Source organism: Leuconostoc carnosum (assembly GCF_014207505.1).
In the GTDB taxonomy this organism is placed as follows: Bacteria; Bacillota; Bacilli; order Lactobacillales; family Lactobacillaceae; genus Leuconostoc; species Leuconostoc carnosum.
In genome coordinates, this window is the sequence record NZ_JACHGL010000003.1 from 36,856 (window position 1) to 62,932 (window position 26,077).

25 protein-coding genes, 1 tRNA gene and 1 riboswitch are annotated in these 26,077 nt (G+C 38.2%); of the genes, 16 read left to right on the forward strand and 10 right to left on the reverse strand.

Translation table 11 applies throughout. The annotated features are described in order from the left end of the window. The first annotated feature begins 271 nt into the window (after positions 1-271). Complete coding sequence (locus HNQ98_RS03810; protein ID WP_014973893.1) at positions 272-1,093, forward strand: hypothetical protein; 822 nt, start codon at positions 272-274, stop codon at positions 1,091-1,093. A 36-nt stretch (positions 1,094-1,129) separates the two neighbouring features. On the opposite strand, the gene HNQ98_RS03815 is transcribed toward HNQ98_RS03810, so the two are convergent. From HNQ98_RS03815 to HNQ98_RS03830, 4 genes are read right to left on the reverse strand one after another with little or no spacing between them, the layout of a single operon-like run. Continuing rightward, positions 1,130-1,723, reverse strand: a complete 594-nt coding sequence (locus tag HNQ98_RS03815) for a DUF1054 family protein (protein ID WP_014973892.1) — start codon at positions 1,721-1,723, stop codon at positions 1,130-1,132. Between the two features lie 13 nt (positions 1,724-1,736). Continuing rightward, the gene (locus tag HNQ98_RS03820) at positions 1,737-2,609 is read right to left on the reverse strand and encodes a YihY/virulence factor BrkB family protein (RefSeq protein ID WP_014973891.1); all 873 of its coding nucleotides are present in this window, start codon (positions 2,607-2,609) and stop codon (positions 1,737-1,739) included. A gap of 45 nt (positions 2,610-2,654) precedes the next feature. Continuing rightward, on the reverse strand, positions 2,655-3,362 hold the full coding sequence (locus HNQ98_RS03825) for a VIT1/CCC1 transporter family protein (protein WP_014973890.1): 708 nt from the start codon (positions 3,360-3,362) through the stop codon (positions 2,655-2,657). 38 nt (positions 3,363-3,400) lie between these two features. Then, on the reverse strand, positions 3,401-4,075 hold the full coding sequence (locus HNQ98_RS03830; protein ID WP_014973889.1) for a VIT1/CCC1 transporter family protein: 675 nt from the start codon (positions 4,073-4,075) through the stop codon (positions 3,401-3,403). A gap of 117 nt (positions 4,076-4,192) precedes the next feature. Here HNQ98_RS03830 and HNQ98_RS03835 point away from each other — a divergent pair, with 117 nt between their 5' ends. After that, positions 4,193-4,600: a Fur family transcriptional regulator gene (locus HNQ98_RS03835; RefSeq protein ID WP_014973888.1), complete on the forward strand. Its 408-nt coding sequence runs from the start codon at positions 4,193-4,195 to the stop codon at positions 4,598-4,600. A gap of 54 nt (positions 4,601-4,654) precedes the next feature. On the opposite strand, the gene HNQ98_RS03840 is transcribed toward HNQ98_RS03835, so the two are convergent. Continuing rightward, positions 4,655-5,098, reverse strand: coding sequence for a hypothetical protein (locus HNQ98_RS03840; protein WP_014973887.1), 444 nt, complete (start codon positions 5,096-5,098; stop codon positions 4,655-4,657). Continuing rightward, positions 5,085-7,775 (reverse strand): calcium-translocating P-type ATPase, PMCA-type, encoded by a 2,691-nt coding sequence (locus HNQ98_RS03845; protein WP_135198033.1) that lies wholly within the window; start codon positions 7,773-7,775, stop codon positions 5,085-5,087. Before HNQ98_RS03845 ends, HNQ98_RS03840 begins: the two co-directional genes overlap by 14 nt. Positions 7,776-8,220: 445 nt before the next feature. Between HNQ98_RS03845 and HNQ98_RS03850 the strand changes: the two genes are divergently transcribed. The 6 genes from HNQ98_RS03850 to HNQ98_RS03875 all read left to right on the forward strand — a co-directional run bounded on the left by HNQ98_RS03850 (position 8,221) and on the right by HNQ98_RS03875 (position 14,262). Beyond that, the gene (locus HNQ98_RS03850) at positions 8,221-8,889 is read left to right on the forward strand and encodes a YoaK family protein (RefSeq protein WP_019040237.1); all 669 of its coding nucleotides are present in this window, start codon (positions 8,221-8,223) and stop codon (positions 8,887-8,889) included. A 447-nt stretch (positions 8,890-9,336) separates the two neighbouring features. Continuing rightward, entirely contained in the window at positions 9,337-10,185 is an 849-nt protein-coding gene (locus tag HNQ98_RS03855; RefSeq protein ID WP_014973884.1) for a MetQ/NlpA family ABC transporter substrate-binding protein, read from the forward strand. Between the two features lie 42 nt (positions 10,186-10,227). After that, complete coding sequence (locus HNQ98_RS03860) at positions 10,228-11,070, forward strand: MetQ/NlpA family ABC transporter substrate-binding protein (RefSeq protein WP_014973883.1); 843 nt, start codon at positions 10,228-10,230, stop codon at positions 11,068-11,070. 86 nt (positions 11,071-11,156) lie between these two features. Continuing rightward, positions 11,157-12,488 (forward strand): M20/M25/M40 family metallo-hydrolase, encoded by a 1,332-nt coding sequence (locus HNQ98_RS03865; protein ID WP_014973882.1) that lies wholly within the window; start codon positions 11,157-11,159, stop codon positions 12,486-12,488. Then, a complete protein-coding gene (locus tag HNQ98_RS03870; protein WP_014973881.1) occupies positions 12,485-13,564 on the forward strand; it encodes a methionine ABC transporter ATP-binding protein in 1,080 nt (359 codons plus the stop codon). Before HNQ98_RS03865 ends, HNQ98_RS03870 begins: the two co-directional genes overlap by 4 nt. A 2-nt stretch (positions 13,565-13,566) precedes the next feature. Then, positions 13,567-14,262 (forward strand): methionine ABC transporter permease, encoded by a 696-nt coding sequence (locus HNQ98_RS03875; protein WP_014973880.1) that lies wholly within the window; start codon positions 13,567-13,569, stop codon positions 14,260-14,262. Between the two features lie 54 nt (positions 14,263-14,316). Here the strand turns inward: HNQ98_RS03875 and HNQ98_RS03880 are convergent, their stop codons facing one another. The 3 genes from HNQ98_RS03880 to HNQ98_RS03890 form a co-directional block, all read right to left on the reverse strand. After that, positions 14,317-15,027 (reverse strand): GntR family transcriptional regulator, encoded by a 711-nt coding sequence (locus tag HNQ98_RS03880; RefSeq protein WP_014973879.1) that lies wholly within the window; start codon positions 15,025-15,027, stop codon positions 14,317-14,319. Beyond that, complete coding sequence (gene nagA, locus HNQ98_RS03885) at positions 15,027-16,172, reverse strand: N-acetylglucosamine-6-phosphate deacetylase (protein WP_014973878.1); 1,146 nt, start codon at positions 16,170-16,172, stop codon at positions 15,027-15,029. Before nagA ends, HNQ98_RS03880 begins: the two co-directional genes overlap by 1 nt. Positions 16,173-16,302: 130 nt before the next feature. Next, entirely contained in the window at positions 16,303-16,821 is a 519-nt protein-coding gene (locus HNQ98_RS03890) for a phosphatidylglycerophosphatase A family protein (protein WP_014973877.1), read from the reverse strand. 111 nt (positions 16,822-16,932) lie between these two features. On the opposite strand from HNQ98_RS03890, the gene HNQ98_RS03895 reads away from it, so the two are divergent. From HNQ98_RS03895 to HNQ98_RS03930, 8 genes are all read left to right on the forward strand, one after another. Next, positions 16,933-17,004: transfer RNA gene (locus HNQ98_RS03895), tRNA-Gln, on the forward strand. A 159-nt stretch (positions 17,005-17,163) separates the two neighbouring features. Then, a riboswitch (TPP riboswitch) is annotated at positions 17,164-17,253 on the forward strand. A gap of 140 nt (positions 17,254-17,393) precedes the next feature. Beyond that, on the forward strand, positions 17,394-17,975 hold the full coding sequence (locus HNQ98_RS03900) for an ECF transporter S component (RefSeq protein ID WP_184284953.1): 582 nt from the start codon (positions 17,394-17,396) through the stop codon (positions 17,973-17,975). Beyond that, entirely contained in the window at positions 17,968-19,377 is a 1,410-nt protein-coding gene (locus tag HNQ98_RS03905; protein ID WP_014973875.1) for an ABC transporter ATP-binding protein, read from the forward strand. Before HNQ98_RS03900 ends, HNQ98_RS03905 begins: the two co-directional genes overlap by 8 nt. Continuing rightward, entirely contained in the window at positions 19,374-20,036 is a 663-nt protein-coding gene (locus HNQ98_RS03910; RefSeq protein WP_014973874.1) for an energy-coupling factor transporter transmembrane component T family protein, read from the forward strand. The genes HNQ98_RS03905 and HNQ98_RS03910 overlap by 4 nt, the downstream gene beginning before the upstream one ends. A gap of 11 nt (positions 20,037-20,047) precedes the next feature. Further along, positions 20,048-20,713, forward strand: coding sequence for a thiaminase II (gene tenA / locus HNQ98_RS03915; RefSeq protein ID WP_014973873.1), 666 nt, complete (start codon positions 20,048-20,050; stop codon positions 20,711-20,713). A gap of 138 nt (positions 20,714-20,851) precedes the next feature. Then, entirely contained in the window at positions 20,852-21,811 is a 960-nt protein-coding gene (locus tag HNQ98_RS03920) for a Dyp-type peroxidase (RefSeq protein ID WP_014973872.1), read from the forward strand. A 98-nt stretch (positions 21,812-21,909) separates the two neighbouring features. Next, positions 21,910-22,662, forward strand: coding sequence for an NUDIX hydrolase (locus HNQ98_RS03925; protein WP_014973871.1), 753 nt, complete (start codon positions 21,910-21,912; stop codon positions 22,660-22,662). 67 nt (positions 22,663-22,729) lie between these two features. Further along, a complete protein-coding gene (locus tag HNQ98_RS03930; RefSeq protein WP_014973870.1) occupies positions 22,730-23,893 on the forward strand; it encodes an MFS transporter in 1,164 nt (387 codons plus the stop codon). 54 nt (positions 23,894-23,947) lie between these two features. Here the strand turns inward: HNQ98_RS03930 and HNQ98_RS03935 are convergent, their stop codons facing one another. After that, a complete protein-coding gene (locus HNQ98_RS03935; RefSeq protein ID WP_135198030.1) occupies positions 23,948-26,023 on the reverse strand; it encodes a DNA topoisomerase in 2,076 nt (691 codons plus the stop codon). Positions 26,024-26,077: the final 54 nt, after the last annotated feature.

The following is a 26,077-nucleotide window of genomic DNA, read 5'->3' on the forward strand; positions in this document are numbered from 1 at the left end:
TCGGTACGCGCTAACGTGACGACTATCTATACAGATGGACCACCTTGGTTAAAGTGTAACAGAGGCTTATCAGAATAAAACACGCCATAATCATTAATGGCTATTATCTTCTTATAAACACTTTGTCGGTCACTTTAAAACCGGTTGGTGCAGGGTCATCGTGCTGTATCACTCGCCTGCTCTTGATAGCTGTTTTTAAATTGTACTTTAAGAATAGCAGAGCTAAAGAAAAAATGCAACATTCATTTATTTATGAGGTACAATATTACTTATGGAAAGTAATTATCAACAAAAATCATATCAATTACCTGACGGTCGCCCAATGCCACACCGTCTGACATCAAATCCACAAGCAAAACGTAGCTATGAAAGTTTTACGCCTGCTGGTTTATTTGATTGGCGACGATGGGTACCACTCATTGTTATCGTCATTAGCTTAAATATCATTTGGTGGCGTCAACCTTTACTGCACACCAAGGCCTTACTTGGCTCTTCAATTACATCACAAGTCTTACCCTTATTCGGCTATACGTTAACCATAGCCATTGGTGTAACATTAATGCTCACTCAGAATTTTCGTAGTTTACTTAGCTACTTATTCTTTGGTTTAAGTATTTTATTTACCTTTAGTTCACTGATTCAAACACGCCAAGAAATATTCTTTTTGTTACTCATTTTGAGTATTTTCTTGATTGCCATTCAGCAGTCATGGCTTGGTTTACAAAACTGGATGGGCTTATTATTGCTTAGTGTACTCGCAACATTTACTATTCCTGTCGCCATCTTTTACATACAAAACAGCTTTCTGACACAGCGCTTTTTATGGCAACTCGTACCTATGTTTTTAGGTTTTGGTTTCTATTTCACACCTATTTTGATGCCTAATCCTGATGGTCGTAAACTCAGTATTTTGACATTAGGTTTGTTCTGGGTAGCCTTATTTAGCCACACTGTTGCCTTGAGTACTATCTTTATCATCCTATTTAGCCTGCTAGCCTTTGTTTTACAATTTGTAAAAGCTAAAATTGGTAATTGGCAACACATGGGCTATGTTTTACTACTTGCCTTGTCGATGTTGCTTATCTACAAGTAAAAACAGTCATTGCTTGAGTACCAGCAATGACTGTTTTTATTTTAATTTTTCATAAATTGGCAGCAAGGTTTTTAATGCTGAAATCAACTTTTCTGTAACAGCTGATGTCCCTAAGTATGCATCACCACGCATAATTTTGATCCCAATTAAAACCTCACTGTGTTTCACATTTTCAAAACGCGATACAGTCGCTTCATAAGCCGATAAAGGCACGTTCTGATTCACCATGTGGTCTTGACTAATCACAAATTGCTCTGGTAAATTAGCAATCATTGGGCTAACAGCTGTTAATTTACTAACTATTGGCGCTGTTTGCTTGGGTTTCATGTTCTCTTCAACAGCTAAGTATAAATATATATGATCTGCCCATATACCTAATTCAAAATGCGGCATCATTTTATAGCCGCGTTTATTTGGTGCAAAAGCTACCCACGTATTATCCGGAGCATAAGTTGTACGACGAAGATGCTTAGCAATATGAGCAAACCAACTTTGCCCATCCTGATTCAAAATAGGCAAAGCAATTTCAGCAAATTGCTCAAATTTTGGATCAATCACATCGCGAATTAATGCCATGCGTCCGGCTAACGTTTGTTCATCAAAAATCTCAAAATCACTCGCTTCAAACATTTAAATTACTCTCTCAACTTTTTTTAGGTATTCTCAAACGTGTCTCATCATCAAGTTGAAGAAGTGTTATCCACTTAATCAAAACGAAGCCTGCTACTAAAATCGTCGCAATAAGATTTAACCAAATCAATAATACGATAATTGAGCTCATTGATTGGTAAAAATCGTATTGTCTAATACCAATTTTGGCGTACCATGTAAATCCAATATTCAGTAAATTTAACATGATCAGCTCAATTATGCTACCAACCAAAACAAAGCGAACTGGTGCTCTCCCTGCCTTTGTTGGTAAAAAATAATTCAACATCACCAACGCAACCCACATACCAATCCAGATAAACCATCGTGATTGATGTTGCAAAAAATGGGTCAAATCGTTATTTGGCAAAACTTGAATAACAAGTGTCAAAATATTACTACCAATCATTAACGCAACAAATACGGCAATGATAACCAATAACCAAATAAAAGACCAGAGCCGAGTTAATAGATCACTAATCCGTTCATCAACATCTGAAATCATATTAAAAGATTTTCTAAAAACAGCAATCACACGCGAAACGGTCCACAATGTAAACAAAACAGACAACGACAGTAACGATGTGCTCTGTGATGACAAAACTGATTTTAAAATTGGCAATAATACCGTTTCAATGTTACTTGGCAATACATTTTCTACTGCCGTAATTAAGCTCGTTTGGCTGACATTAGTAATTGAAATAATAATACCTGCAGATATCACAATTGGGAAAACCGTCAAAATCACATAATAAGCAAAAGTAGGTCCCACATATCCGACTTGGGATCGTGAGAACATTTCACCTAATGTTGACAGTTTAAAACGCGTATCTAGTACCCGCCAATATTGTTTTACTTGATTAATCATACCTCTATTATGCCAAATATTGACTAAATATTGTTGGAATTGTGTTTAAAATATTTTTCCAACGCCATAGTGGATCATAATTGTTACCAAACCAATGATAACATTGCGTAGCATTGCTCGTTTTACTAAACCATTTGACATTGAAGCACTTAAAAAGCCTGTTAAAGCTACTGCTACAACCGTAGCGCCAATTGTGGCTATGAATTGATAACGCACTGGTGACAAAATCAACGCAGCTAACGGAAATATACCACCGAGCGCCGCACTAAATAATGATGCCCAAGCAGCAGACCAAGGATTCAAATAATGTCCTAACGTAATATCGTATTTAACGCTAAGCATTGTTTCTAATGGACTTTTTGATAGTAGTTCATCTGCAATAAGTACTGCTGTATGACGCGTCACACCACGATCAACGTAAAAATTTTCAACTGTTTTATGTTCACTGGCAAAGTCTGTTTTCAATAGCTCTCGTTCTTGTTCAACAACAACTTTCTCACTATCTGATTGTGAACTAACTGATGCATATTCACCAGAGGCCATTGATAAGGCACAGGCTAATAAATCAGCTAAGCCAGCAATAAAAATTGCAAAACTATTTGTTGTAGCTGCAGCAACAGAAAACAACACACCGACAACTGTTAAAATACCATCATTTGAACCTAACACACCGGCACGAACAGCATTTAGCTTTTCATCCATTGTCATGTGTTCTTTTTTTGATTTATTATTTTGTCTAATTTTTATATCCATTCTTTGTTAACAATGAGTTCAACACTCATTCCCCCTCTTTATCTAAACAACGATCCTATCGCAAATGTGATAGCCATTGTAAAGACACCCGCAATGACATTACGAACTGACGCCCGCGTTTTGTTCGCACCATTTAATACAGCAGATGCATAACCTGTCAACGTTAAAGCAACAATAACCGCTAAGAAAGTAGTAATTTCACGCAAACTGGTGGGTGTCATAGAGATGGCGACCATTGGTAAAATAGATCCCACTGGAAAACTCACTAACGAAGCAAATGCTGCACCCTTGGCACTTAATTCATGATCCAACGTAAAATTATAACGCTCTCGTACAGTCGTAACTAATGGATCTTGTGCCATCATTTCTTGTGTGGCTTGTTGCGCTAAATGCGTTGAGATACCCGCCGTTTCATATTTTTCTTTCACAAAAGTAAATTCACTATCATAATCATTTGCCAGCGCAGCCATTTGTTCTCGACGTACACGTTCTTGCGCATCATGTTGCGAACTGACAGAAACATACTCACCCATCGCCATTGAAACCGTACCAGCCAACATACCTGCAAAACCTGCTAACAAAATTGTATCAGTATGACTTGTGGCACCCGCTACACCTAAAACAATACCAGAAACAGACAAAATACCATCATTAGCCCCCATAACCGCTGCACGAATAATATTGTTTCGTTGCATTAAACTTTGCTTGTCCATCTTCTCCCCCTTTAGAATTATTCTAGTCTTATTTATACCAAACTTTAAGTCATAAATCAAGTTAATTAGAAATATTCTAGATTACATGGTATAATATTAAACATTAGGAGGTGTGCCATGGATGATAAAAATGCTCGCGAAATACTGCAAAGTCACGGTTTTAAAATCACTTTCCAGCGTTTATCAATTTTAAAATATTTAATGACACACAAAACGCATCCAACAGCAGAGATGATTCATGCTGATTTAACGGATATTAGTTTAGCCACGATTTATAATACCCTTGATAAATTTGTCGATGATGGTATCGTCATTGTGATTGATACACATCAAGATGAAAAAAGGCATTATGATTTCTATGGTGAACCACATTATCACATTATTAATAATGTGACTAAAGAAATTATTGATGCTGATAATTTTGATGTTGAGCCGCTTTTTAAAGCAGCCCGTGAAGTTAGTGGGCTAAATATTACAGGCTTTCATATAGAAGTTTATGGTGTTAACCCAGAAGATGCAAAATAAAAGAGCAACCAGATTAAATCTAGTTGCTCTTTTATTTATAGCTTATTTTCGTGTTCACATGTGTGAATTCATTATTTTTGACACTGCTGTTTGAATTTTCCCAAGGTATAGACCTTGTTCTTCTTCAGATTTTTCATACTTGGCATCATCAATCTTTTGTTCAGATACAATAACAGCATCTGCCATTAATTCTGTTGCATCAGCGTAGTATGTGTAAGCAGCAGCCAGTGATTTGTGCGTTCCCAATAACCGAACAGGCGCGACAGCTTGGTTTAACTGCTCAGCATTGTGACGATAATTTTCTACTGCATCTTCAAATTCTGCTTTGATTTCTGCAAATTCAGCAGCAGGTATTTCTGAAATCTTATCTGCTGTTTTAGCATCATCCAATTTTGTAAAAAATGGTTCCACATGTGTGGCTGTTTCTTCTGTATTTGTTAACACAACCTGCAAAGTTTTCATGTAAGCTTGTGCTTGTTTTGGATTAAATTTTGGCAATATTCTTATGTCCTTTTTTGAAAATTGTACGTTGTATCAATTTTACCAATTCAACAATCAAAATGATACTAATACCTGCAAATAATACAATTGCCCATTGGTAGGTATCCAAATGAGATACGTGAAAGAGCGGGTTCAACGCAGGAATGACCACAACCGCAGACATCACTAACAATGATCCCAACAACGCCCAGTTGAAACTCTTATTTTTAAATGCTTGCGGACCAAGCATTGAGCCATAAACTGATTTAACGTTAATGGCATTAAACATTTGCATCAAACCAAGTGTCATAAATGACATTGTCAACGCATCTTGGTGCGCCAAATGATCACCCGCGTGTACGGGATAGGCCAAAGCAAAACCGTAAACTGACAAAACGATAACCGCTTGCAATACACCTTGCCACATAATTGCAGGCCCAACACCACCAGATAAGAAACTAGCAGTACGACCACGTGGTTGGTGGGACATAACATCTTTTTCAGCTGGCTCAATACCTAATGCAATAGCTGGCAAAGTATCAGTCACCAAATTAATCCACAAAATCATGATTGGTGCTAAAATGTTCCAGCCTAATAATGTCATAACAAAGATAGAAATGACTTCAGCCAAGTTAGATGCTAGCAAGTATTGCAACGCTTTTTGGATGTTAGCAAAAACCTTACGTCCTTCTTCAACAGCGTGAACAATGGTAGCAAAGTTATCATCTGCTAGCACCATATCAGAAGCACCCTTAGACACTTCGGTTCCAGTGATTCCCATAGCAATACCAATATCAGCTGCTTTTAGTGCAGGCGCATCATTCACACCATCACCAGTCATCGCCACAACCTTGCCTTTGTTTTTCCAAGCATTAACAATCTTAACTTTGTGTTCTGGTGCAACACGTGCATAAACATTATACTTGTGCACATTTGCAGCAAACTCTTCGTCTGTCATGTTGTCTAAATCAGAACCAGATATAACAGCTGTCTCTTTGTCTGCTTCATCCAAAATACCTAAACGCATTGCAATTGCTGCGGCTGTGTCACGGTGATCTCCTGTAATCATCATCGGACGAATACCGGCTGCCTTAGCTTCAGCGACAGCTTGTGCCACTTCTGGACGTTCTGGGTCAATCATGCCAACGAAACCAGTAAAAATCAAGTTATTTTCAACAAGTTCAGATGTCATGTCATCAGGAATAGGTACTTTATCACTTAGCTTATAAGCAAATCCCAACACACGTAAAGCCTGCGTTGCTAAATCCGAGTTAATTGACAACAATTTAGCTCGAATATCTTCTGACAATGTGACAACTTCACCATTCATTTCAATTTGCGTTGCACGCTTCAATAATTCATCTGGCGCACCTTTAACCGTAATGATATAGCCTTCTGGTGCAGGGTGCACTGTTGACATTAGTTTACGCTCTGAATCAAAGGGAATTTCTGATAAACGTGGCATATCAGTAAATAACTTATCAATATCACGTTTATGGTTTTCATTAAACGCAATTAGAGCAGTTTCTGTTGGATCACCAACATAACCATTATCTGTACGTTTAGTGTCATTATTTAAAGCTAGTATATCAGCCAACCGGGCATACGTCCCTGTTAACTCTTCGGTTGTAGCCGCATCAGATACTTCAGCATTAACAACAAGTTTTTCCACAGTCATCTTATTCTGTGTCAATGTACCTGTCTTATCTGAACCAATAATTTCAGTTGAACCAAGTGTCTCAACAGCTGGCAACTTACGAATTAACGCATTACGGGCAGCCATGCGTGTTGTACCAAGTGCCAATGTGATTGTCACAATAGCTGGCAAACCTTCAGGAATAGCGGCAACAGCAAGAGATATTGATGTTAACAACATATCAATAATTGTCTCTTTACCACGAAGAATACCGACAACAAATGTCACAGCGGCAATACCTAAGATCAAATAAGTAAGGACACGACCTAATTTCATCAAATCTTCTTGTAGTGGTGTCTTTGTATCATCGGCTTTTTCAAGCATACCAGCGATATGACCAATTTCTGTGTGCATACCAGTGCCTGTTACCACACCAATACCACGACCATAAGTCACGTTTGTATTCATGAAACCAAGATTAGTCCGATCACCTAATGGTAAATCTGTATCGGACAACACGTCAGATACCTTATCTACCGGAACGGATTCACCAGTTAAGGAAGCTTCTTCAATTTGTAAGGAAACTGTTTTAATAAAACGTAGGTCAGCTGGAACAATATCTCCAGCCTCCAAGCTTACAATGTCACCAGCAACTAACTCTGTTGACTTTACCGACATGTCTTTGCCATCACGAACAACGTTAGCATTTGGTGTTGACATTTCCTTCAGCGCATTAATAGCATTTTCAGCCTTAGCTTCTTGAAAAACACCAAATACGGCATTAATAATAACAATAGCTAAAATAAAAACAGCATCAACTAATTCACCGGTAAATGCCGCTACTAAAGCAGCAACCAATAAAATAATAATCATAAAATCTTTAAATTGATTGATAAATTTTTCAAACAATGAAGTTGATTTTGCTTCGTTTAGTTGGTTAGGCCCATTCTTTTCTAAACGATTTGCTGCTTCCGAACTTGTTAATCCAGACTGTGCCTCTGTCTGTAAATCTGACAATACTGTCGCATTATCTTGATTGTATAATGGCTTGTCTGCCATAAAATTCCTCCTACGCCTGTTGCGGCTTTACTCCTGTGTCTCACTTCAAATAAAAAAGCTCACATAAATGGGCTGAAACGATTACGCACCAGCCATTTACATGAGTCTCACTATTTAAGATAGTACCGGAACTGTCGTTCGATATAAGTAAGGCCTTTAGCCTTACTTGCTTTGACGGTATTATCGCGGAAAAAACCGCCAGTTACTCCCTCAGGAATTATCATAACTTCATTGTACCAAAGCACTTGCACCCGCGCAAGCAGTAATATAGATGATTTTTTACATAAAAAATACGAGTACCAAACCCCAAAATGGCTATCGTTAATTATAATTACCAAAATAGACTCGAATTAGCGTAAAATAAAAAAGTAAAAAAATTTTGGAAGGAACCGCACTATTCATGACTAATACCATTGTCATATACTAAGTGCTTACGTGCTTTAATATGTCAGAAATTTGTACTGTACACCCCATTCACGAGCGACTACCTATAGCTTTATTACTAGCTACTAATGCAGGATTTGTCGATGCTTATACCTTTCAATACCACGCCGACCGTTTCGCTAGCTTGCAGACCGGTAATATTATTCAAGCTGGCATTTTTTTAGCTAGAGGACAATTTCTCGATGCTTTGGATTTTATCATACCGATTGTATTCTTTCTATTAGGTGCGGCTTTTAACAGTGTTTTGAAACACAACTTTAAACCTGGACTGTTATCCACACAACAACATAGCCTGCTGGTCGAATCAATAGGCATTATTATTGTGGTATTATTAAGTAGCCACCTATCTGGAACTGCTTTTATTACATTATTATCTTTTTTCTTAGCTATTCAATTAGACGCCTTTCCAAAAGTTCAAGGTCTCCCATTCACTAGCGTGATGTCAACTGGTAATTTACGTAGTGTTGGTGCTAATTTGGTTACTTTTTTCTATACTAGAGAACCCAAAGCACGCCAAAATGCTGGCTTATTTTCATTAATTATCCTCGCTTTTTTATTTGGCGCACTGATATCCGCTTTTCTAACAAACTACTTTAAAGAACTAACCTTGGTGGTTTCTAGTGTAGTTCTGATTACTATCTTCTTTATTATCCATGATCATTCAAAATAAAAGTGTTGACAAATAACGTGCTGATTAGTATGATTAAAGATAACGATTTTAGAAATAAACAAGTTGAACAGAAAAGTAGTAGTTAAACAAAGCTTAGAAAACTAATGGTCGATGAAAATTAGTGTGCGTGCAACTGCGAAAATGACCTGTGATTGGTGTTAGCGAATTGGTTTACCATTTAGCTGACAACGGTTTGGCCCTCGTTACTGGGCACACCATTCGGTTAGGATCATATCCCGACACCCGATGGTTAGTGAGCAGCTCGTTAGTAATAACAGGCTAAAACTCAGAATGGTAACGCGCTTTTTAGCCGCTTCTGTATGTTAAATACAGGGCGGTTTTTTTGTTTTCTATTAATTATGACACGTCCCTCACCAAAGCATTGGTTACTGTTTAATCGTATTTCTAAAATCTAAACAACAGACACATGTATAGGAGATTATAGTAATGAGTAAAACAAGTAAATGGCTTATCGGCGGTATTGCTGTTATCGTCATTGGTGGCATTGCATATGCTACTTTAGGTCGCAATTCATCCAAATCAGATGATAAAGTTGTTAAAGTAGGCATTATGTCAGGTTCAAAACAAGATGCCGAAATTTGGAAAACTGTTGCTAATACAGCCAAAGATAAGTATGGTATCACCTTGAAGTTCAAGGAATTTTCAGATTATACTCAACCAAACAAAGCACTAGCTGATGGTGATATTGATTTGAACGCTTTTCAACATTACTCTTTCTTAAATGCATCAAACAAATCCACTGGTGACGACATTGTTGCTATCGGTGACACAGTTATCTCACCCATTCGTTTGTATTCAAATACCCACAAAAAATTGTCAGAATACAAAAAAGGTGACACAATTGCAGTACCGAATGACACTTCAAACGAAAGTCGTTCATTGTATGTCTTAAAGGCAGCAGGATTAATTGATTTAAAGTCTGGCTTACAGACAGCTACCGCCAAAGATATTACTAAAAACCCTAAGCAACTGAAAATTAAAGAACTAGCTGCTGACCAAACAGCACGCTCATTATCAGATGTAGAAGGTGCTGTTGTTAATGGTACATACGCTGATACAGCTGGCTTAGACTATAAGAAAGCCATCTATGTCGAACCAATTAACAAAGATTCACATCAATGGGTCAATATCATTGCTGCTAACAAAAAAGATAAAGATAAAGCTATATTGAAAAATGTCGTCAAAGCCTATCAAACAAAAGCAACTAAAGATACCATCCAAAAAGAATACAAGGGTGTTGAGTTAGCTGCTTGGGATACTGATTTTAGTAAGTAAGTTACTAAATGACATATTTATATGTAAAAAAGGAGAAAATTTATGAGTAAAAGAACAAATTGGATTATTGCTGGTGTTGCAGTCGTTGTGGTCGCCGCTGTTGCTTATGTGAGTTTTGGTACATCAAAGTCAGCAGATAATAAAACTGTTACAGTTGGTGTGATGTCTGGTAGTAAAAGCGAAGATGAAATCTGGGATTCTGTTACTAAAACAGCTAAAGATAAGTATGGCATTACACTAAAAACGAAAAAATTCACAGATTATTTGCAACCTAACAAGGCACTAGCAGATGGCGATATTGATTTAAACGCTTTCCAAAACTACCCATTCTTAGAAAACTGGAACAAACAATACAAAACAGATATTGTATCAATTGGTGATACTTGGACTACCCCATTACGTATTTATTCAAACCAGCATAAAAAGATATCAGAAATTAAATCCGGTGATCAAATTACAGTTGCCAATGATACTACCAACGAAGATCGTGGCATTCATCTTTTAGCTGATGCAGGCTTACTTAAAATTAAAGATACCAACACAGCTACACCAAAAGATATCACCTCTAATCCTAAAAACTTAAAAGTCACACCAGTAGACGCTTCACAAACACCTTCATCACTAAAGGATCCCAAAGTCGGTGCGGCAGTTATCAATACAAACTTTGCTAAATCTGCTAAGTTAGACCTTGATTCAGCCATTTATATTGAAGGCCTGAATAAAGACACGGAAAAGTACTTCAACTTTATTGCCGCCAATAAGAAAGACAAAGATAAAGCCATTTATAAAGATGTTGTAAAAGCTTTCCAGACAAAAGAAACAAAAGATCTTGTTAAAAAACTTTATGGTTCATCACAAATTACTGTATGGGACTATAAAAAGTAAGTTTCTAATTTTTATATCAACACATGATAGTATAATCTGTCATGTACATACTGCAACAATTATTATTTTTAAAAAGGAAGTCAGCCATGGAAATACGAAAACAGTATATTGAATTATTACGTGAATTGATTGCTATACCAAGTGTCTCTGCGAAAGAAGCCTATTTACCCGAAGCAGCACATCTCATAGCCGATGCTTTTCGTGGATTAGGTGCTGATGTCATCTATGACGATACTTATTTTGCACCATTCGTCCTAGCAACTTTCCAGAGCAAGGTACCAAATGCTAAGCAGCTTGTGATTTATAATCATTATGATGTACAACCTGCTGAACCACTAGATTTGTGGGCAACAGATGCTTGGACCCTAACAGAAAAAAATGGTAAGTTGTATGGCCGGGGTGTTGATGATGATAAAGGTAATTTAACGGCAAGGTTGTCAGCTATTGCGGAATATTTAACTGAACATAATAATCAATTACCGATAAACATTACCTTTATTGTCGAAGGATCTGAAGAAACTTCATCACGCCATCTAGACGACTACCTGGCTAAACATCATCATCATTTAAGTGCTGACTTGGTTATTTGGGAGTCAGGCGGTAAAAATGTGAATGAGGAAATTGAGATTTTCGGCGGTAATAAAGGCATTGTTACCTTTGACATGACCGCTAAAACAGCAAATAATGATTTACATTCGTCGTTATCTGCTATTGTTGATTCAGCATCACTGCGTTTATCACAAGCTATTGCGTCCTTATTTGATCATCATGGTAACATCGCTGTTCCTCACTTCTATGATGACATTGCCATACCAAACGCGAGAGAGAAACAACTCGTTGCAGCGTTACCACTAACACGCGACTCACTAATTACGCAACATGGTATTAAAGTCCCACTATACACTGATCGTAACGGTGATGATTTAAAAGAAACCCTTTATTTCAAACCAACAATCAACATTGAAGGTATTCAGTCGGGTTATAATAGTGCTGGCGTTAAAACTGTTTTACCAGCTACAGCCACGGCTAAAGCCGAAGCTCGTCTGGTGCCTAATATGGATCCAGATGTTACTTTACAGCGAATCAAAGATCATTTGCAAGAACAAGGTTTGTCAGATATAGTAGTAACCAAGACGCTGGGGCAACCTGGTTATCGTAGTGACATGTCTGATTCTGAAATTTTACGTGTTATTGATATCACTGCCCATTATTACAAAGCCCAACCAATAGTGATACCAACTTCTCCCGGAACTGGTCCTATGTTTTATATCCATGAGGCCCTACAAGCCCCTATCGCTAGTTTAGGTATTGGCTATAGCCATGCCTTAGACCATGCCCCAAATGAAAATATTCGTCTAACTGACTATAATCAACATATAGACGTGATTAAAGAACTGATTAGGAGTTATGAATTATGAGTAATCCCATTATTGCACTTGATAATATTAATGTGACTTTCCATCAAAAGAAACGCACCATTGAAGCCGTTAAAAATGTCTCAGTACACGTCGAACGTGGTGATGTTTACGGTATTGTGGGCTATTCAGGTGCTGGTAAATCAACCCTTGTTCGTGTCATTAACCTCTTACAAGAACCAACCAGTGGTTCTGTTATTGTCAATGATGAAACTTTTTTCCAAGCTGATAGTGAAGGTGCTAAAAAAACACGCATTACCAATAACGACTTACGTAATCGTCGTCGTAAAATTGGCATGATTTTCCAGCATTTTAATTTGCTCAATGAACGTACTGTCACAGAAAACGTCGCTTTTGCACTACAAAACAGTGAATTACCAGCAAAAGAAAAAGCTGAAAAAGTCCGTGATTTACTAGCACTTGTTGATTTATCAGATCGTGCCGAACAATATCCTTCACAACTTTCTGGTGGACAAAAGCAGCGTGTTGCTATTGCACGTGCTTTAGCAAATGACCCTGAAATTTTAATTTCCGATGAAGCAACATCTGCTTTAGATCCAAAAACAACTAATCAAATTTTAGCCTTGCTTAAAAAATTGAATAAAGAATTTGGATTAACAATTGTTTTGATTACACACGAAATGCAAGCTGTTAAAGAAATCGCCAATAAAGTTGCCGTCATGCAAGATGGTGAGATTATTGAACGCGGCTCATTGCTTGATATTTTCGCACAACCTAATGAACAACTAACCAAAGAATTTATTGAAACTGCCACAAATATTGATAAAGCCATCGCAACGATTAGTGCACAACCATTGGTCACAAATTTGAAGCCCAATGAATTGTTTGTACGATTATCTTATGTCGGTGACACAACCGATGAGCCTTTAATTACTGGTTTATTCCGAGATTTCCAAGTAACAGCTAACATTTTGTACGGTAATATTGAAATTTTACAGGACACACCTGTAGGCTCATTATTAATCATTCTAGCTGGTACTGCTGAGCAAGTTAAGTCAGCCATCGCAACGTTGGCCGACCATCATGTTGTCATTGAAGTTATTAAAGGAGGCAAATAATTATGAGTAAATGGTTTGCAGATACATTTCCAAATGTTGTTTACCAAGGCTGGACTGGTGATACTGGTTGGCTAACTGCCATCGGCCAAACATTTTATATGACTTTTGGATCAGCACTTTTTGGTGGTATATTGGGACTAATTTTTGGTATGGGTCTGATTATTACATCATCTAACGGTATTTCTCCGAATCGAACAGTTTTTTGGATTCTTGATAAAGTTGTTTCTACGTTCCGTGCGGTCCCTTTTATTATTTTACTAGCCGCCATTGCCCCTCTAACAAAACTAATTGTTGGTACACAAATTGGTAGCACTGCAGCCCTCGTACCGTTATCATTAGGTGTCTTCCCATTCTATGCTCGTCAAATCCAAGTGGCTTTGGCAGAAGTTGATAGTGGTATTGTCGAGGCTGCTCAAGCCATTGGTTCATCCTTTTGGGACATTGTCTTCGGTGTCTATTTGCGTGAAGGCCGTTCTGAAATTATCCGTGTGTCAACTGTTACTCTGATTAGTTTGATTGGTTTAACAGCCATGGCAGGTGCCATTGGTGCTGGTGGTCTTGGTACTATGGCCTTATCTTATGGTTACCAACGATATGCGAATGATACCACTTGGTTAGCAACGCTACTTGTTTTGGTATTTGTATTAATTGTACAAGTTGTTGGTGACATCCTAGCCAAAAAGTTCAGTCACAAATAATCATAGATGACAAAAAACGATGGTTAATCACACCATCGTTTTTTGTCATCTATTTTATCGTGTCAACGTAAATTCAAAACGTTCGCCAACATAGTACGAACGCACATATTCAAACGGTAACTCAGTATTTTCGGCAAATGACACTTGACGGACAGTCAAAATGGCATCCCCGCGTTTAATTTGCAAAAGTTCAGATAAACGTTCGTTAGCTAAACCAGCAGAAATTGTTTGTGTTGCCCGACCTGGAACAATGTTTGCTCCTTCAAGCGTCGCATAGAGCGATTCAGTCAATTCATTTTTTGAAAAATCTTCAATTAATTTAACTGGTAATGTCGTTCGCTCTAACAAAATTGGTTCATCATCGCCCATTCGCAACCGTTCCATCACTAAAACTTCATCATTTTCAAAGAGTTTCAGATGCATCATTTCTGATGCTGATGGTGACGTAATTTTGTAGCTTACCGTCTTTGTCTTGGCCACACGCCCTGTGCTTGCCATTAACTCAGTAAAACTTGTGATACCCAGCACACGCTCGGATACTTTTTGTTCAGCCACGTAGGTACCAGACCCTATTTTTCGTTCTAACAGACCCTCATCAACCAATGTTTGAATAGCTTGACGTAAGGTCATACGTGATACATCAAACTCATCTGCTAACTCACGCTCAGCTGGTAAACGCTCCTGTGCTCGCCATTCACCCGCCTCAACACGCGACTTGATTTGATTATGAATTTGAATATAGCGTGGTATTATTGGTTTTCCCATTAACTTTCTCGTGCAAAGCGGCGACCATATGAATATGTTGCCACTAAGTGCATCCTTTCCTCGTCAAAAATATTAAAATCAGCATCTTTCCCAGCTGCCAGATGGCCTTTCTGAGTTAAACCAAATTCCTGTGCCTGATTAACTGAACTCATTTGTACTGCATCTTGAATACTTGCAGATGTAAATTTCTGAATATTACTAAAGGCATCATCGTATGACAAAACTGATCCGGCTAAATGACCATTATCCAAGCGCGCCTGCTTATCTTTAACCGTAACTTTTTGTCCACCCAATTCAGAAATACCGTTTCCCAGTCCTTCAGCACGCATTGAATCTGTCACTAAATCTAATCTGTGCGCACCCTTTAATCTAAAGGCAATTTCTAACATTTCTGGTACGACATGGAAACCATCCGCAATTAGTTCACCAGTAATTGATTCTTCAATCATACCATGCCCCGTCACACCTGGTTCTCGATGGTGTAGCGGGCGTTGCGCATTATACAAATGTGTCATGTGCGTGGCGCGTGAATGGCGTAATTGGTCACGTGTGGCATTAGAATGACCAATCGAAGGCACAATTTGGTGTGCCAACATGAATGTTTCAAAATCAGGTAATCCACCATTTTCAGGGGCATAAGTAACCAAACGAATACGTTCACCTGATAATTCGTACCACTTTTTTAATAGTGCGGTGTCTGGATTGATAATGTATGCTTCAGGTTGCGCACCCATAAATGTTTTATTAATAAATGGACCTTCAAGATGAATCCCCTGAATAACTGGATTTGTTTTTGCTACTTGATTAATAGTTGATAAGGCACGTTCAATACGTTGCGGTGATTGTGTCATAGTCGTTGGAAATAGTGATGTAATACCTTCTGTGACCATTTTATTGACCATTTCATCGAGCGCATCAGCATCACCATCCATTGTATCTAACCCATAGCCACCATGCTTATGAACGTCAATAAAACCTGGCACAATTAACTTACCGGTTCCCTCTTTGACGATTTCATCATCATTTTGTGCCACAAAGTCGACCATATAACCAACTTCTTGAATACTATCTGTAAACCGCATAAATGCATCCGGCATATGCTTGTAACCCGTATAAAGATTAATATTTTTGAGTAATTTTGCCATTATTTCACGTATGCCAATGGCTACAAATGATACGCATCCACGACACATTCCTCCTGATTTATTAACTTTATTATAATTGGTATAGACCGATTTTGCAAATAAATATATTTAAAATAAAAAAAGCGAAATATTATTTCGCCAAGTGTTTATCAGAAGCCACAATATTGGTCGCATATTTATGCGCCACCTTAGAAGCAGCTGCAGCCGCTAAAGCGCCAACAATGTCATCAGCAAAGGTTGTCACAGCAGATGTTGTCTTCCCTTTACGGTCTAGTTCGCCAACCAATCCGACTTTTATTTTATCAATGTAACCATAATTAGTGACGCCAATCGTGTCAAACGACATAGCAATAGCTGTACCAAGTGTTTCATCAACCCCAAACAAAGCATCATCGTTATCGATTAAATCTTGCAAAGGTGATTCCAATAAGTGTGCTTCAGCTAGACGATCTAATTCTAAAGCAACCCATATTTGATGCTGAACAACCCGCTTATGCAATATGCTAACAAGTGCCTCTTCAACTTGGACTATTGTCAGATTAGGTACATAAGAAGCTTCACTATCATAGGCGATGACCGCAATATCATGTAAGGTAATGTCATGTTTTTTGAGTTTTTCAACGGTATTCTCGTATGTTGCGTACTGCATGGTGTTCCCCCTTAGGCTTTTTTAATAGTATAAACGAAAAAACATTTTCTGACAAAGATAAAAATTGTACTTGCAATACAAAGTAAAAGTATGTAAAATAGTTAGAGTAATTGCCCCTTGGCCAAGCGGTAAGGCGGTGGCTTCTGGTGCCACTACGCGCTGGTTCGAATCCAGCAGGGGCAATAACTTAGCGATCTGATTGATCGCTTTTTTTGTAGCTAATTTTTATCAAATAATCACCTGTTATTTTTTAAATATTCGTTTAATATTCTCATGTTAGTTATTCTCGATTTTGTTTGCGTAAAGCACACAATTATGTTAAATTTAGTATGTAGTTTAATATTCAACAATCTGGGGTGCCCTTTGGCTGAGAGATACCCATTGAACCTGATCTGGCTAGCACCAGCGAAGGGAGAATTGCTTTTTTAGTAGAAAGATAAGCAAACTCTCGGCTCATTAATGACTCGAGAGTTTTTTGTTTCCACTAATTCATAAGCAAAAACTGTGACTCAATTCTATTTGGACCAGAAACGTGATAAAAGCTACAAAAAAATTCTGGAGGCATATTAATTATGCAAACTATTTTAAAGTCAAAATCAACACGCTGGGCATTACGCGATGTCTTGTTACTAGCGTTCGTTGCCGTATTTATCGGTTTTATTTTCTGGGTCCTTGGTCCAGTTTATAATATCCTTTCAGCGGCCCTTACCCCTATGGGCCTAGAACCTTTTGCAAATAACCTTTTGCTGGGTGGTTGGATGATGGCCGCACCATTAGCCAGTATCTTAATCAAACAAGCCGGTGCTGGTGTGCTTGGCGAAGTTTTTGCTGCAGCAGTTGAAATGTTACTTGGCGGTCAATGGGGTGTGGCAACACTACTCTCAGGATTAGTACAAGGTGTTGGTAGTGAAGCAGGATTTGCCATTTTAGGCTACAAGAATTGGCGCTGGCAAGCGATTTTCGCTTCAGCTGTAACAGGAACTATCGTGACTTTTGTCTGGTCACTATTTAGAGATGGTTACACATCATATAGCTTTGGTCTACTCGTTGCACTATTCATCACACGCTTTATTTCTCTTCTTTTCTTTGGTGGTGTCCTTGTTGTTGCTATTCAAAAATTGATTGAGAAAGCTGGTGTCCTACGTCGTGACTAATTTAATTGTTGAAGACGTTCACTTTTCTTATCCTACTGGTAAGGTGCTTTCTCACGTCTCCCTCAAATTAAAACCTAACAGTTTTAATCTATTAGTTGGTCCTAGTGGTAGTGGTAAATCGACCTTGTTAAAACTTCTTTCTGGTCTTTATCCGACCTTTAGTGGAGGTACTTTAGATGGTAAACTGACTCTTGATGGCTATGATATCAATGATATTGTTCCTTTTCAACGTGTCGCACGTCTTGGCTATTTATTTCAAAATCCTACCCGTCAATTTGTGATGCAAACACCATTTGAAGAATTACGCTTTAGTTTAGAAAATTTACAAGTCACGCCAACAGACATGACAGATCGCATTGAAAAAGTATTAGAAACCGTTGGTATGACTGATTTCACGCATCATGACTTGTCAACATTATCTGGTGGTGAAAAACAAAAAATTGCCCTAGCCGCTGCTTTGGCAATGGACAGTGAGTATTTGCTTTTAGATGAACCGTTTGCCAATGTTGACCCTGTTGCCCGTTTACAACTCATTCAAGCCATTAAGCATTATCAACAACAAGGGAAAACAATTCTAATAACTGATCATGATTGGAGTGGTTACACTGACATGATTGATGATGTCTTCGTCATGAACCATGGTCATCTCCATCAAGCAGACGAGGCTGAGCGGACCAAAATATTACATGAAGTACCAATTCAAACTCAAATTAAAACTGCATTACCGAATGAACAGGAACACATCATTGAACTCAAAAAAGTTGCCTTAAAAAATGGTACCCGTCAATTGTTACGCAACACATCGTTGGCTATTCCAAAAGAAAAACGTATTTTAATTACTGGCCCAAATGGTGTTGGTAAATCGACACTTTTTTCCACTTTAGTTAAGCTATATCCATATAGTGGTTTAATTACCTACAATCAACAAGATATTGCTAAGCGGAAAATTGCACAACATGTCCGTGATATTGCCTTAGTTTTTCAAAATGCAGAACAACAATTTGTTGCTATGACAATGGCTGAAGAATTAATTCAGGCACAACAATTTAGTAATCATCCTGAGATTTGGACAGATGAAACAATAACAGAGATATTAACACAGCTCAATTTAGTTGACCTACGTCAACATGTTGTCTATCAACTATCTGGTGGACAACAGAAGAAACTGCAAGTCTTATTGATGCTCATTGTTGGTACACCTACCCTATTATTTGACGAACCATTGGCAGGATTAGATAATGACTCACAGCAATGTTTGTTAAACATCATTGCCGACTTTACCACCCGTCAACATCAAACTGTATTAGTGATTAGTCACCAATTACAAGCTGTCACAGATTGGTTTGATTTTCATTTGCATTTTGAAAATGAACAATTAAGTTATGTTGGAGGTGAAGTATGAATCCATTAATGAAATTCGCCATCGTCATGGTGATTGCCTTGGAGCTAACTTTTATCAAAAGTGTCACCATCAATCTGATTATCATTGGTGTGAGTGCATTTCTTTATCTGTTCTTGAAATTAAGCTGGAAACAATGGCTATGGTTATTCATCTTACCTTTGCTACCTGGTTTTGGTTCATGGTTCTCACTGATGTACTTTGGTACTGGTGACCATGTACATATGGCTTGGGTTATGCTAACACGTGTGTTTGCTTATCTTTGGTTAGGTGGTCTATTTACCCTCAAGTTAACTGAGGAACGTGATGTCTTCTTAGCAACGCTCGAACAAAAAGCTAAGTTAAGCGCCACATTTGTCTATGCGCTAGTTGGTGTCCTTAACTTTATGCCAGCAGTTAACCAACAAATTAAAACTATCCGTGTTGCTTCGCAAATGCGTGGTCAAACTTTGCACATTTGGCAAGCACAATTGTATTTTAAAGCGATTTTATCAGCAATTCGCTGGTCACAAAATCTAGCTGAAGGTATGGTTAGTCACGGTTTCACTGAAGGTGCACCGCGCACGCATCTACAAGTTGTCTCAATTGCCAAACGCGATTGGTTAATATTAATTATCATCTTGATTGCTTTTCAACTACTTTTAATCCCGAACTGGTACTAAGGAGAACTTTAATGTCATTTTCACAAGACCTACTAACACGCGCGCAACCTACAATGGACGCCATTATGGTACATCCTTTTCTGAAAGCTATTGCTGAAGGTAATGTGCCTGATGATGTGTTAAATTATTATGTCGAACAAGACGAACATTATTTAAAAGATTATCTCACGATTACTGCCTTAGCAGTCACACAAACTGATAATCATGAAGATATTGCAAAACTACTTGATGTTGCCCAATTTATTGGTAATGAATCAAAGGCACATGAGGTGATGTTAGGCATTACTGGACACCAAGTCGAAAATTGGCGTCGTGGTCCTGAAACACTTCTTTATGTGAATCATATGTATGAATCTGCTTATCGAGGTACCTACGCTGATACATTAGCTGCATTGTTACCTTGCGCTTGGAGTTATGAAGTAATGGGTCGTGAATTGGTCGCAGCTGGTGCTAACAATGAGCAAAATCCACTAAAAGAATGGATTGAACTCTATGCCCCAAATGATGATAGTAAAAGTTATACTATTTGGCGCTTTGAAGCATTAGATCGCGAAGTTGCTAAACTAACCCCACAACAACAAGAACATGTTGCACAAACATTCTTGTTAAGCTTGGAAATGGAATGGCGCTTCTGGGAAGCTGCTTGGGTCCAAGAAAAATGGCAATTTAACATTTAATTAAACAAAAAAACTGTTACTAAATAAATATTAGTAACGGTTTTTTTGTTGTGCTTGTATTTAAATTAGAATCATTCTTGATAAAGAAGTCATTCTGGTGTACTATGAAAGAAGGATAACAGTTATGGAGGACACAAAATGACAATTGATTCAGCAAAAGCACAGGACGTTTGGCGTGATATTGGCGAACATGTACAATTCACTGTTTTAAAGTTAAACAGAACCAATCAATTAGCCGAACAAAAAGCGATTCAGGCGTTTGCTGATCGCTCACAGGCTATCATTAGATCGTTGAAAATTCGTGATTCACATTTAGCAACTGAATCTGGATTAAAAGTTGCCTTTGGTTTTAGTAATGCAGCATGGGATTATCTATTTCCCAACGCAACTAAACCAAATGAATTAGAAACTTACAAAACATTAAATGGTCCCAAATACAGCATGCCGGCGACTGAAGGTGACCTCTTTTTCCATATTCGTGCCAGTAACGAAGCTGTTGTTTATGAAGCACAAACACAATTTAGGCGTTTTTTGAAAGATTTTACCACCGTAGTCGACGAAACAAAAGGCTTTCGCTATTTTGAAGGTCGTGCCATTATTGGCTTTATAGATGGTACGGAAGCTCCAGCAGTTGAAGATGCGGCACAGTATGCACTTGTCGGGGATGAAGATAAATCGTTCATCAATGGGTCTTACGCTTTTGCGCAAAAATGGTTACATAATATGGATTTTTGGCAACATTTAAAAACTGAGGCACAAGAAAAAGCAATTGGACGAGAAAAATTTACTGATCTTGAACTAGAAGATAAAGACAAATTTAAAAACGCCCATAATGTTGCTTCAAAATTTGAAAAGAATGGAGAGGAACAAAAAATCATTCGGATGAATGTGCCTTTTTCAGAGCCTGCTTCAGATAAAACTGGTACCTACTTTATGGGCTATTCCCGCTATTGGTCGGTTACCAAAGGCATGCTTGAAAACATGTTAGCACAATCAGATTTCTTGTTGAGCTTTTCAGATATCTTGTCCGGTCAACTCTTCTTTATTCCTTCTCGAGATACCCTCGCTGCGATTGCTGATGGTGAATTAAACAACTAAGGGTCAAATAATCAAAAGCTTATGCACTGTACTAATCATGCCTAAGCTTTTTTTAGCTATAAACTAGGATATAATAAGTTCAGGAGGTATATTACAAGATGTCAGAAATTATTTCACGCCCCATTGTAACCGTCACTAATGTGATTTGGAGTTACGATTTTACATCCGAAAAAGTTGTGTTATTACTGACTAAAAAAGCAGATGAACCCTTCAAAAATTTTTGGAGCTTACCAGAAACCTTTCTACGTGCTACTGAGGATGCTGATACCGCTGCTTTACGATTAATCTCAGACAAAATTGGTATTCAACTCGACAATTATCATACTGAACAGTTAGCTACTTTTTCATCAGTCAATCGGACATCAACTGACAGACAACTTGCGCTTGCATATATGACTTTTCTACCCAATCTACCTACTTTGACTGCCGGTGTTGGTGCCACAGATGTGGCTTGGGTACCAATGAATAGTACGGACACCATTTTTACTTTAAATCATCCTGATTTTGTTGTCACATTACCTGATATGCCGTCAGATTTGTTCTATCAGGATCGCACCACAGGTAATCGACAACCACAATTGGCTTTTGACCATGAACTAGTCATACGAACAGCCATAACACGTGTCCGTAATAAACTAGACTATGCACCTTCAATTTTACGTATTCTAGGGCCTACTTTCACACTCAAAAATGCACGTAAAATTTATGCTAATTTTCTCGGTGTTTCGGAATTAACGATTGATAATTCAAATTTCCGAAAAACACATGATCATCTCTTTTCAGAAACTGGGCATGTTACCGTCGTTGGTAAGGGACGGCCAGCAAAATTATATGAATTAAAGTATATTTGACTTTTAATTAATAGCATGTTATTCTTAACTCCAATAAAGGTATTATATACTTAAAAGGAGTTTTTTTATGTTCTCATCTTTTGCTCGAAAAACATTGCTCATCATTGGCACAGCCTGGCTATTTGACGCCTTGGACGTCGCCTTACTCTCCTTTATCATGCCACTTGTGCAATCTGAATGGCATTTGGCAGCGACACAAACTGGATTTTTATCTGCCATTAGTGCGGTTGGTATGGCTATTGGTGCGGTTGGTTTCGGTAAAGCTGCTGATAAATTTGGTCGTAAGAACGCCTTAACTGCTAGTTTATTATTATTTTCTCTCGGTAATCTAGCGTTGGCTTTTTCACCAAACTATACTTGGTTCTTAGTCATTCGTTTTTTCGTTGGCTTAGGTCTAGGTGGTGAATTACCTGTGGCAGCGACCTTTCTCGCTGATCACTTTAAAGGTACGTTGCAATCTCGTTTGCTCATTTTAGCTGATAGTTTCTGGGCTGTTGGTTGGTTAATCGCATCCTTATTAGCTTTTTTGTTTGCTGACAGTCTTGGCTGGCGTGGCTTGCTTATTCTGACAGCACTACCAGTTGGTTTTGCCTTGGTCATACGTAGTAAATTGACTGATGCCCACCCTATAGCTGCTTACACGCCAACGCTTGTCCAAAGTCTTAAATCTACTTTCAATTATCAAACCGCGCTATTGTGGTTAACTTGGTTAATGGTGATGTTTAGTTATTACGGTATGTTTATGTGGCTACCAACTATTTTAGCCACGCGTGGTAATACTTTAGTGACTGGATTCGGTTATACAGTCATCATCACGCTTGCGCAATTACCAGGGTATTTTTTGGCAGCCTGGTTAATGGGTAAAATACGTGTACGTTGGGTATTTATCGCTTACATGTTAGGTACTGGTATCAGCGCGTTTGCATTCGGACAAGCACATAACACATTTACAACGCTGCTATTTGGTAGTTTACTCTCATTCTTTAATCTTGGTGCATATGGCACTATTATTGCCTTAACACCCGGCCAATATTTACCTGAACATCGTGGTACAATGACTGGTTTCGCACAAGGTATTGGCCGATTAGGTGCAATCATTGGCCCGTTATTAGTTGGATTCCTATTAGATCGGCATATCACAGTGGATTACATTTTTATAATATTTATGATTGCCTTATTTATTGGGGCATTCTCGGCCCTGTTTTTACCTGATCGACGACAAGAAAACTAAAAAGCATGTCAGTGTGATATCTCTCACACTGACATGCTTTTTATGTTGATTTAATTAAGATTTCGGATTAAGTTTAAACCCATAAAATGTACTACCTTTAAATGTTTGTTTGGCTAGTTTACCAGTCGCCGTGTAGATTTTTCCACGTTTAGACTTTGCTTGAAAACTAATTTCGGCACCGTTTAACATTTTGGTTAGCTCATCATCAGTAAAAACATGCCCACTCCATTCTTTGGCAAAAGTAATTTCTTCACCTTTGAATATACCAGTCATTTTTTCTGTTACTTTTTTCTTTGGCACTTGTTTTGGCTTACCCAGAAGGGTTTCCAGTTGCTCTGCATTGGCTAACATAATTGGCATATCATGTTCAACCACTTTCGTCACTGAATCCAATACTTGTGCCATCGTCATTTCAAATCGACCAACTTGGGTCATCATCTCAAATAAACGTTTTGTAATTTTAGGCGAGGCAATCCAGGTATCTTTCACCATGATAGCAGACACCTGCCCAGTTTCTGTCAATCCCAATTTACCACGCTTTTCAGTTAACATGGCTTTAGTCCCACGAGACATCTCAGATAATGTAGACACGCGCGTTGCACCCGTACCAACATTATGTTTTTCCAAAAATGCCATAATCCATTTAGTTGTTGGTGTTTGTGGCTTTGGATTCGCTCCTTCATGCAAATATGGCTTCGCCTGCGGTCCTAATTGTGCAGCAGTTGAATTTTCTTCTTCAGTATCTTCAATTTTAATGGCTTTTTGTGAATCATACACTAACTTAAAATTCATCTTAAGTGGTCGATTAAATGCCGTTTTAAATTCAGGATAATCTTTTAAATTAGCCGTCACATGATCATACACATAATCTTCTGCTAACATGGCTAAATAGTTTTTCGCCAAAACTTCATAAATTGCTGGTCCACTAGCACCAAATTTCACTAAAGATTGTGTTGTTTGTGGTAAATTTTCACCAGGTCGGTTGGCCCCGTGTGCACCTTGCGATTTGACATGTGTTGCACGTGGGGAACGGTGTGTTAGCAGTGTTTTGTCGACACCGACAATGTCCGCAATCTGGTCAATCAACGGCAGTAATTCATTAAATTGCTCCGGGGTCACCGTCTTGTCTTCTGTACGTGGATAGGAAACAATTTGTGCTTCATACATTTTTTGATAAGTACTCAACACTTCCTTTGAAGAAAATCCACGAGGTGCTAATATCGAAGCCAACCCCGCCAAATCTAACAACTTTCCTGGCGCTTGCGTCCGTGTTTGATGTTTTTCATTGATAACTGCGCTGTCGTGATACTGATTAAGATCAATTTTGGCTTGTTCTTTCGTCGTAAAACGCCACGGTATAACATCCCCTTGTGGTGTTACTCTGCCAAAAACATGTACCGCTGGATCTTTAAATTTCACTTCAAAATATGGTGTTTTGACATAATTTTTAATCGCATCAAGTTGTTGATAAATACGCCAAACAATGACGGACTTCAACCGGCCTTCACGCGCTACGACCTTGAACCCCTGTTTCTTAGCCGCAGTAGTAGCAATTCGAGTCAACTGCATTGAAGCAAAATCCCACCGGTTACGGCTTTCACCCTTGACATACTCACCATCAGCTAGTTTATCCGAAACATCCCGTAGTTGATACATGGCCTTTTGAATGCCAGAAGCTGACTCGTCCATAAAGTTTGCACGTAAAACTTGACCATGCCAACTAATTGCATCCAAGGCTTCCCAGGCAAGTAACTCACCCTCTCCAGAAGGGTCTGTGTCAGTTGCAATCACAATCGCATCGTATCTTAATTTTGATTCTTTTTTTAAGTCATCAATTATTTTTTTTGTGGATTCAATCTTACCCGTACGCATATGACGTTGACGAATATACGTCCGTGCCCAAGAAAAATCAGACAAGTTCCATGGTAAATGCTTCACTAACCAAGACTTGTATTGCTTTTTCAAATCTTCAGCAACCATTTCCTCGGGATCTTTTAGGGTCATCACATGACCACGCAAGTTGGTTATTTTATAAGTAAAGTCGTTAAATGAACCAGTCTTACCACCAAGTGCTTTGGTAAAATTAGTTGCTGCGGATGGCTTTTCAGTTAAAATGAGATAGTTTGGCATAAGTTCTTTTAATTATCTTTCTGACAGTCTTATCTTTCATTTTAACAGATTATT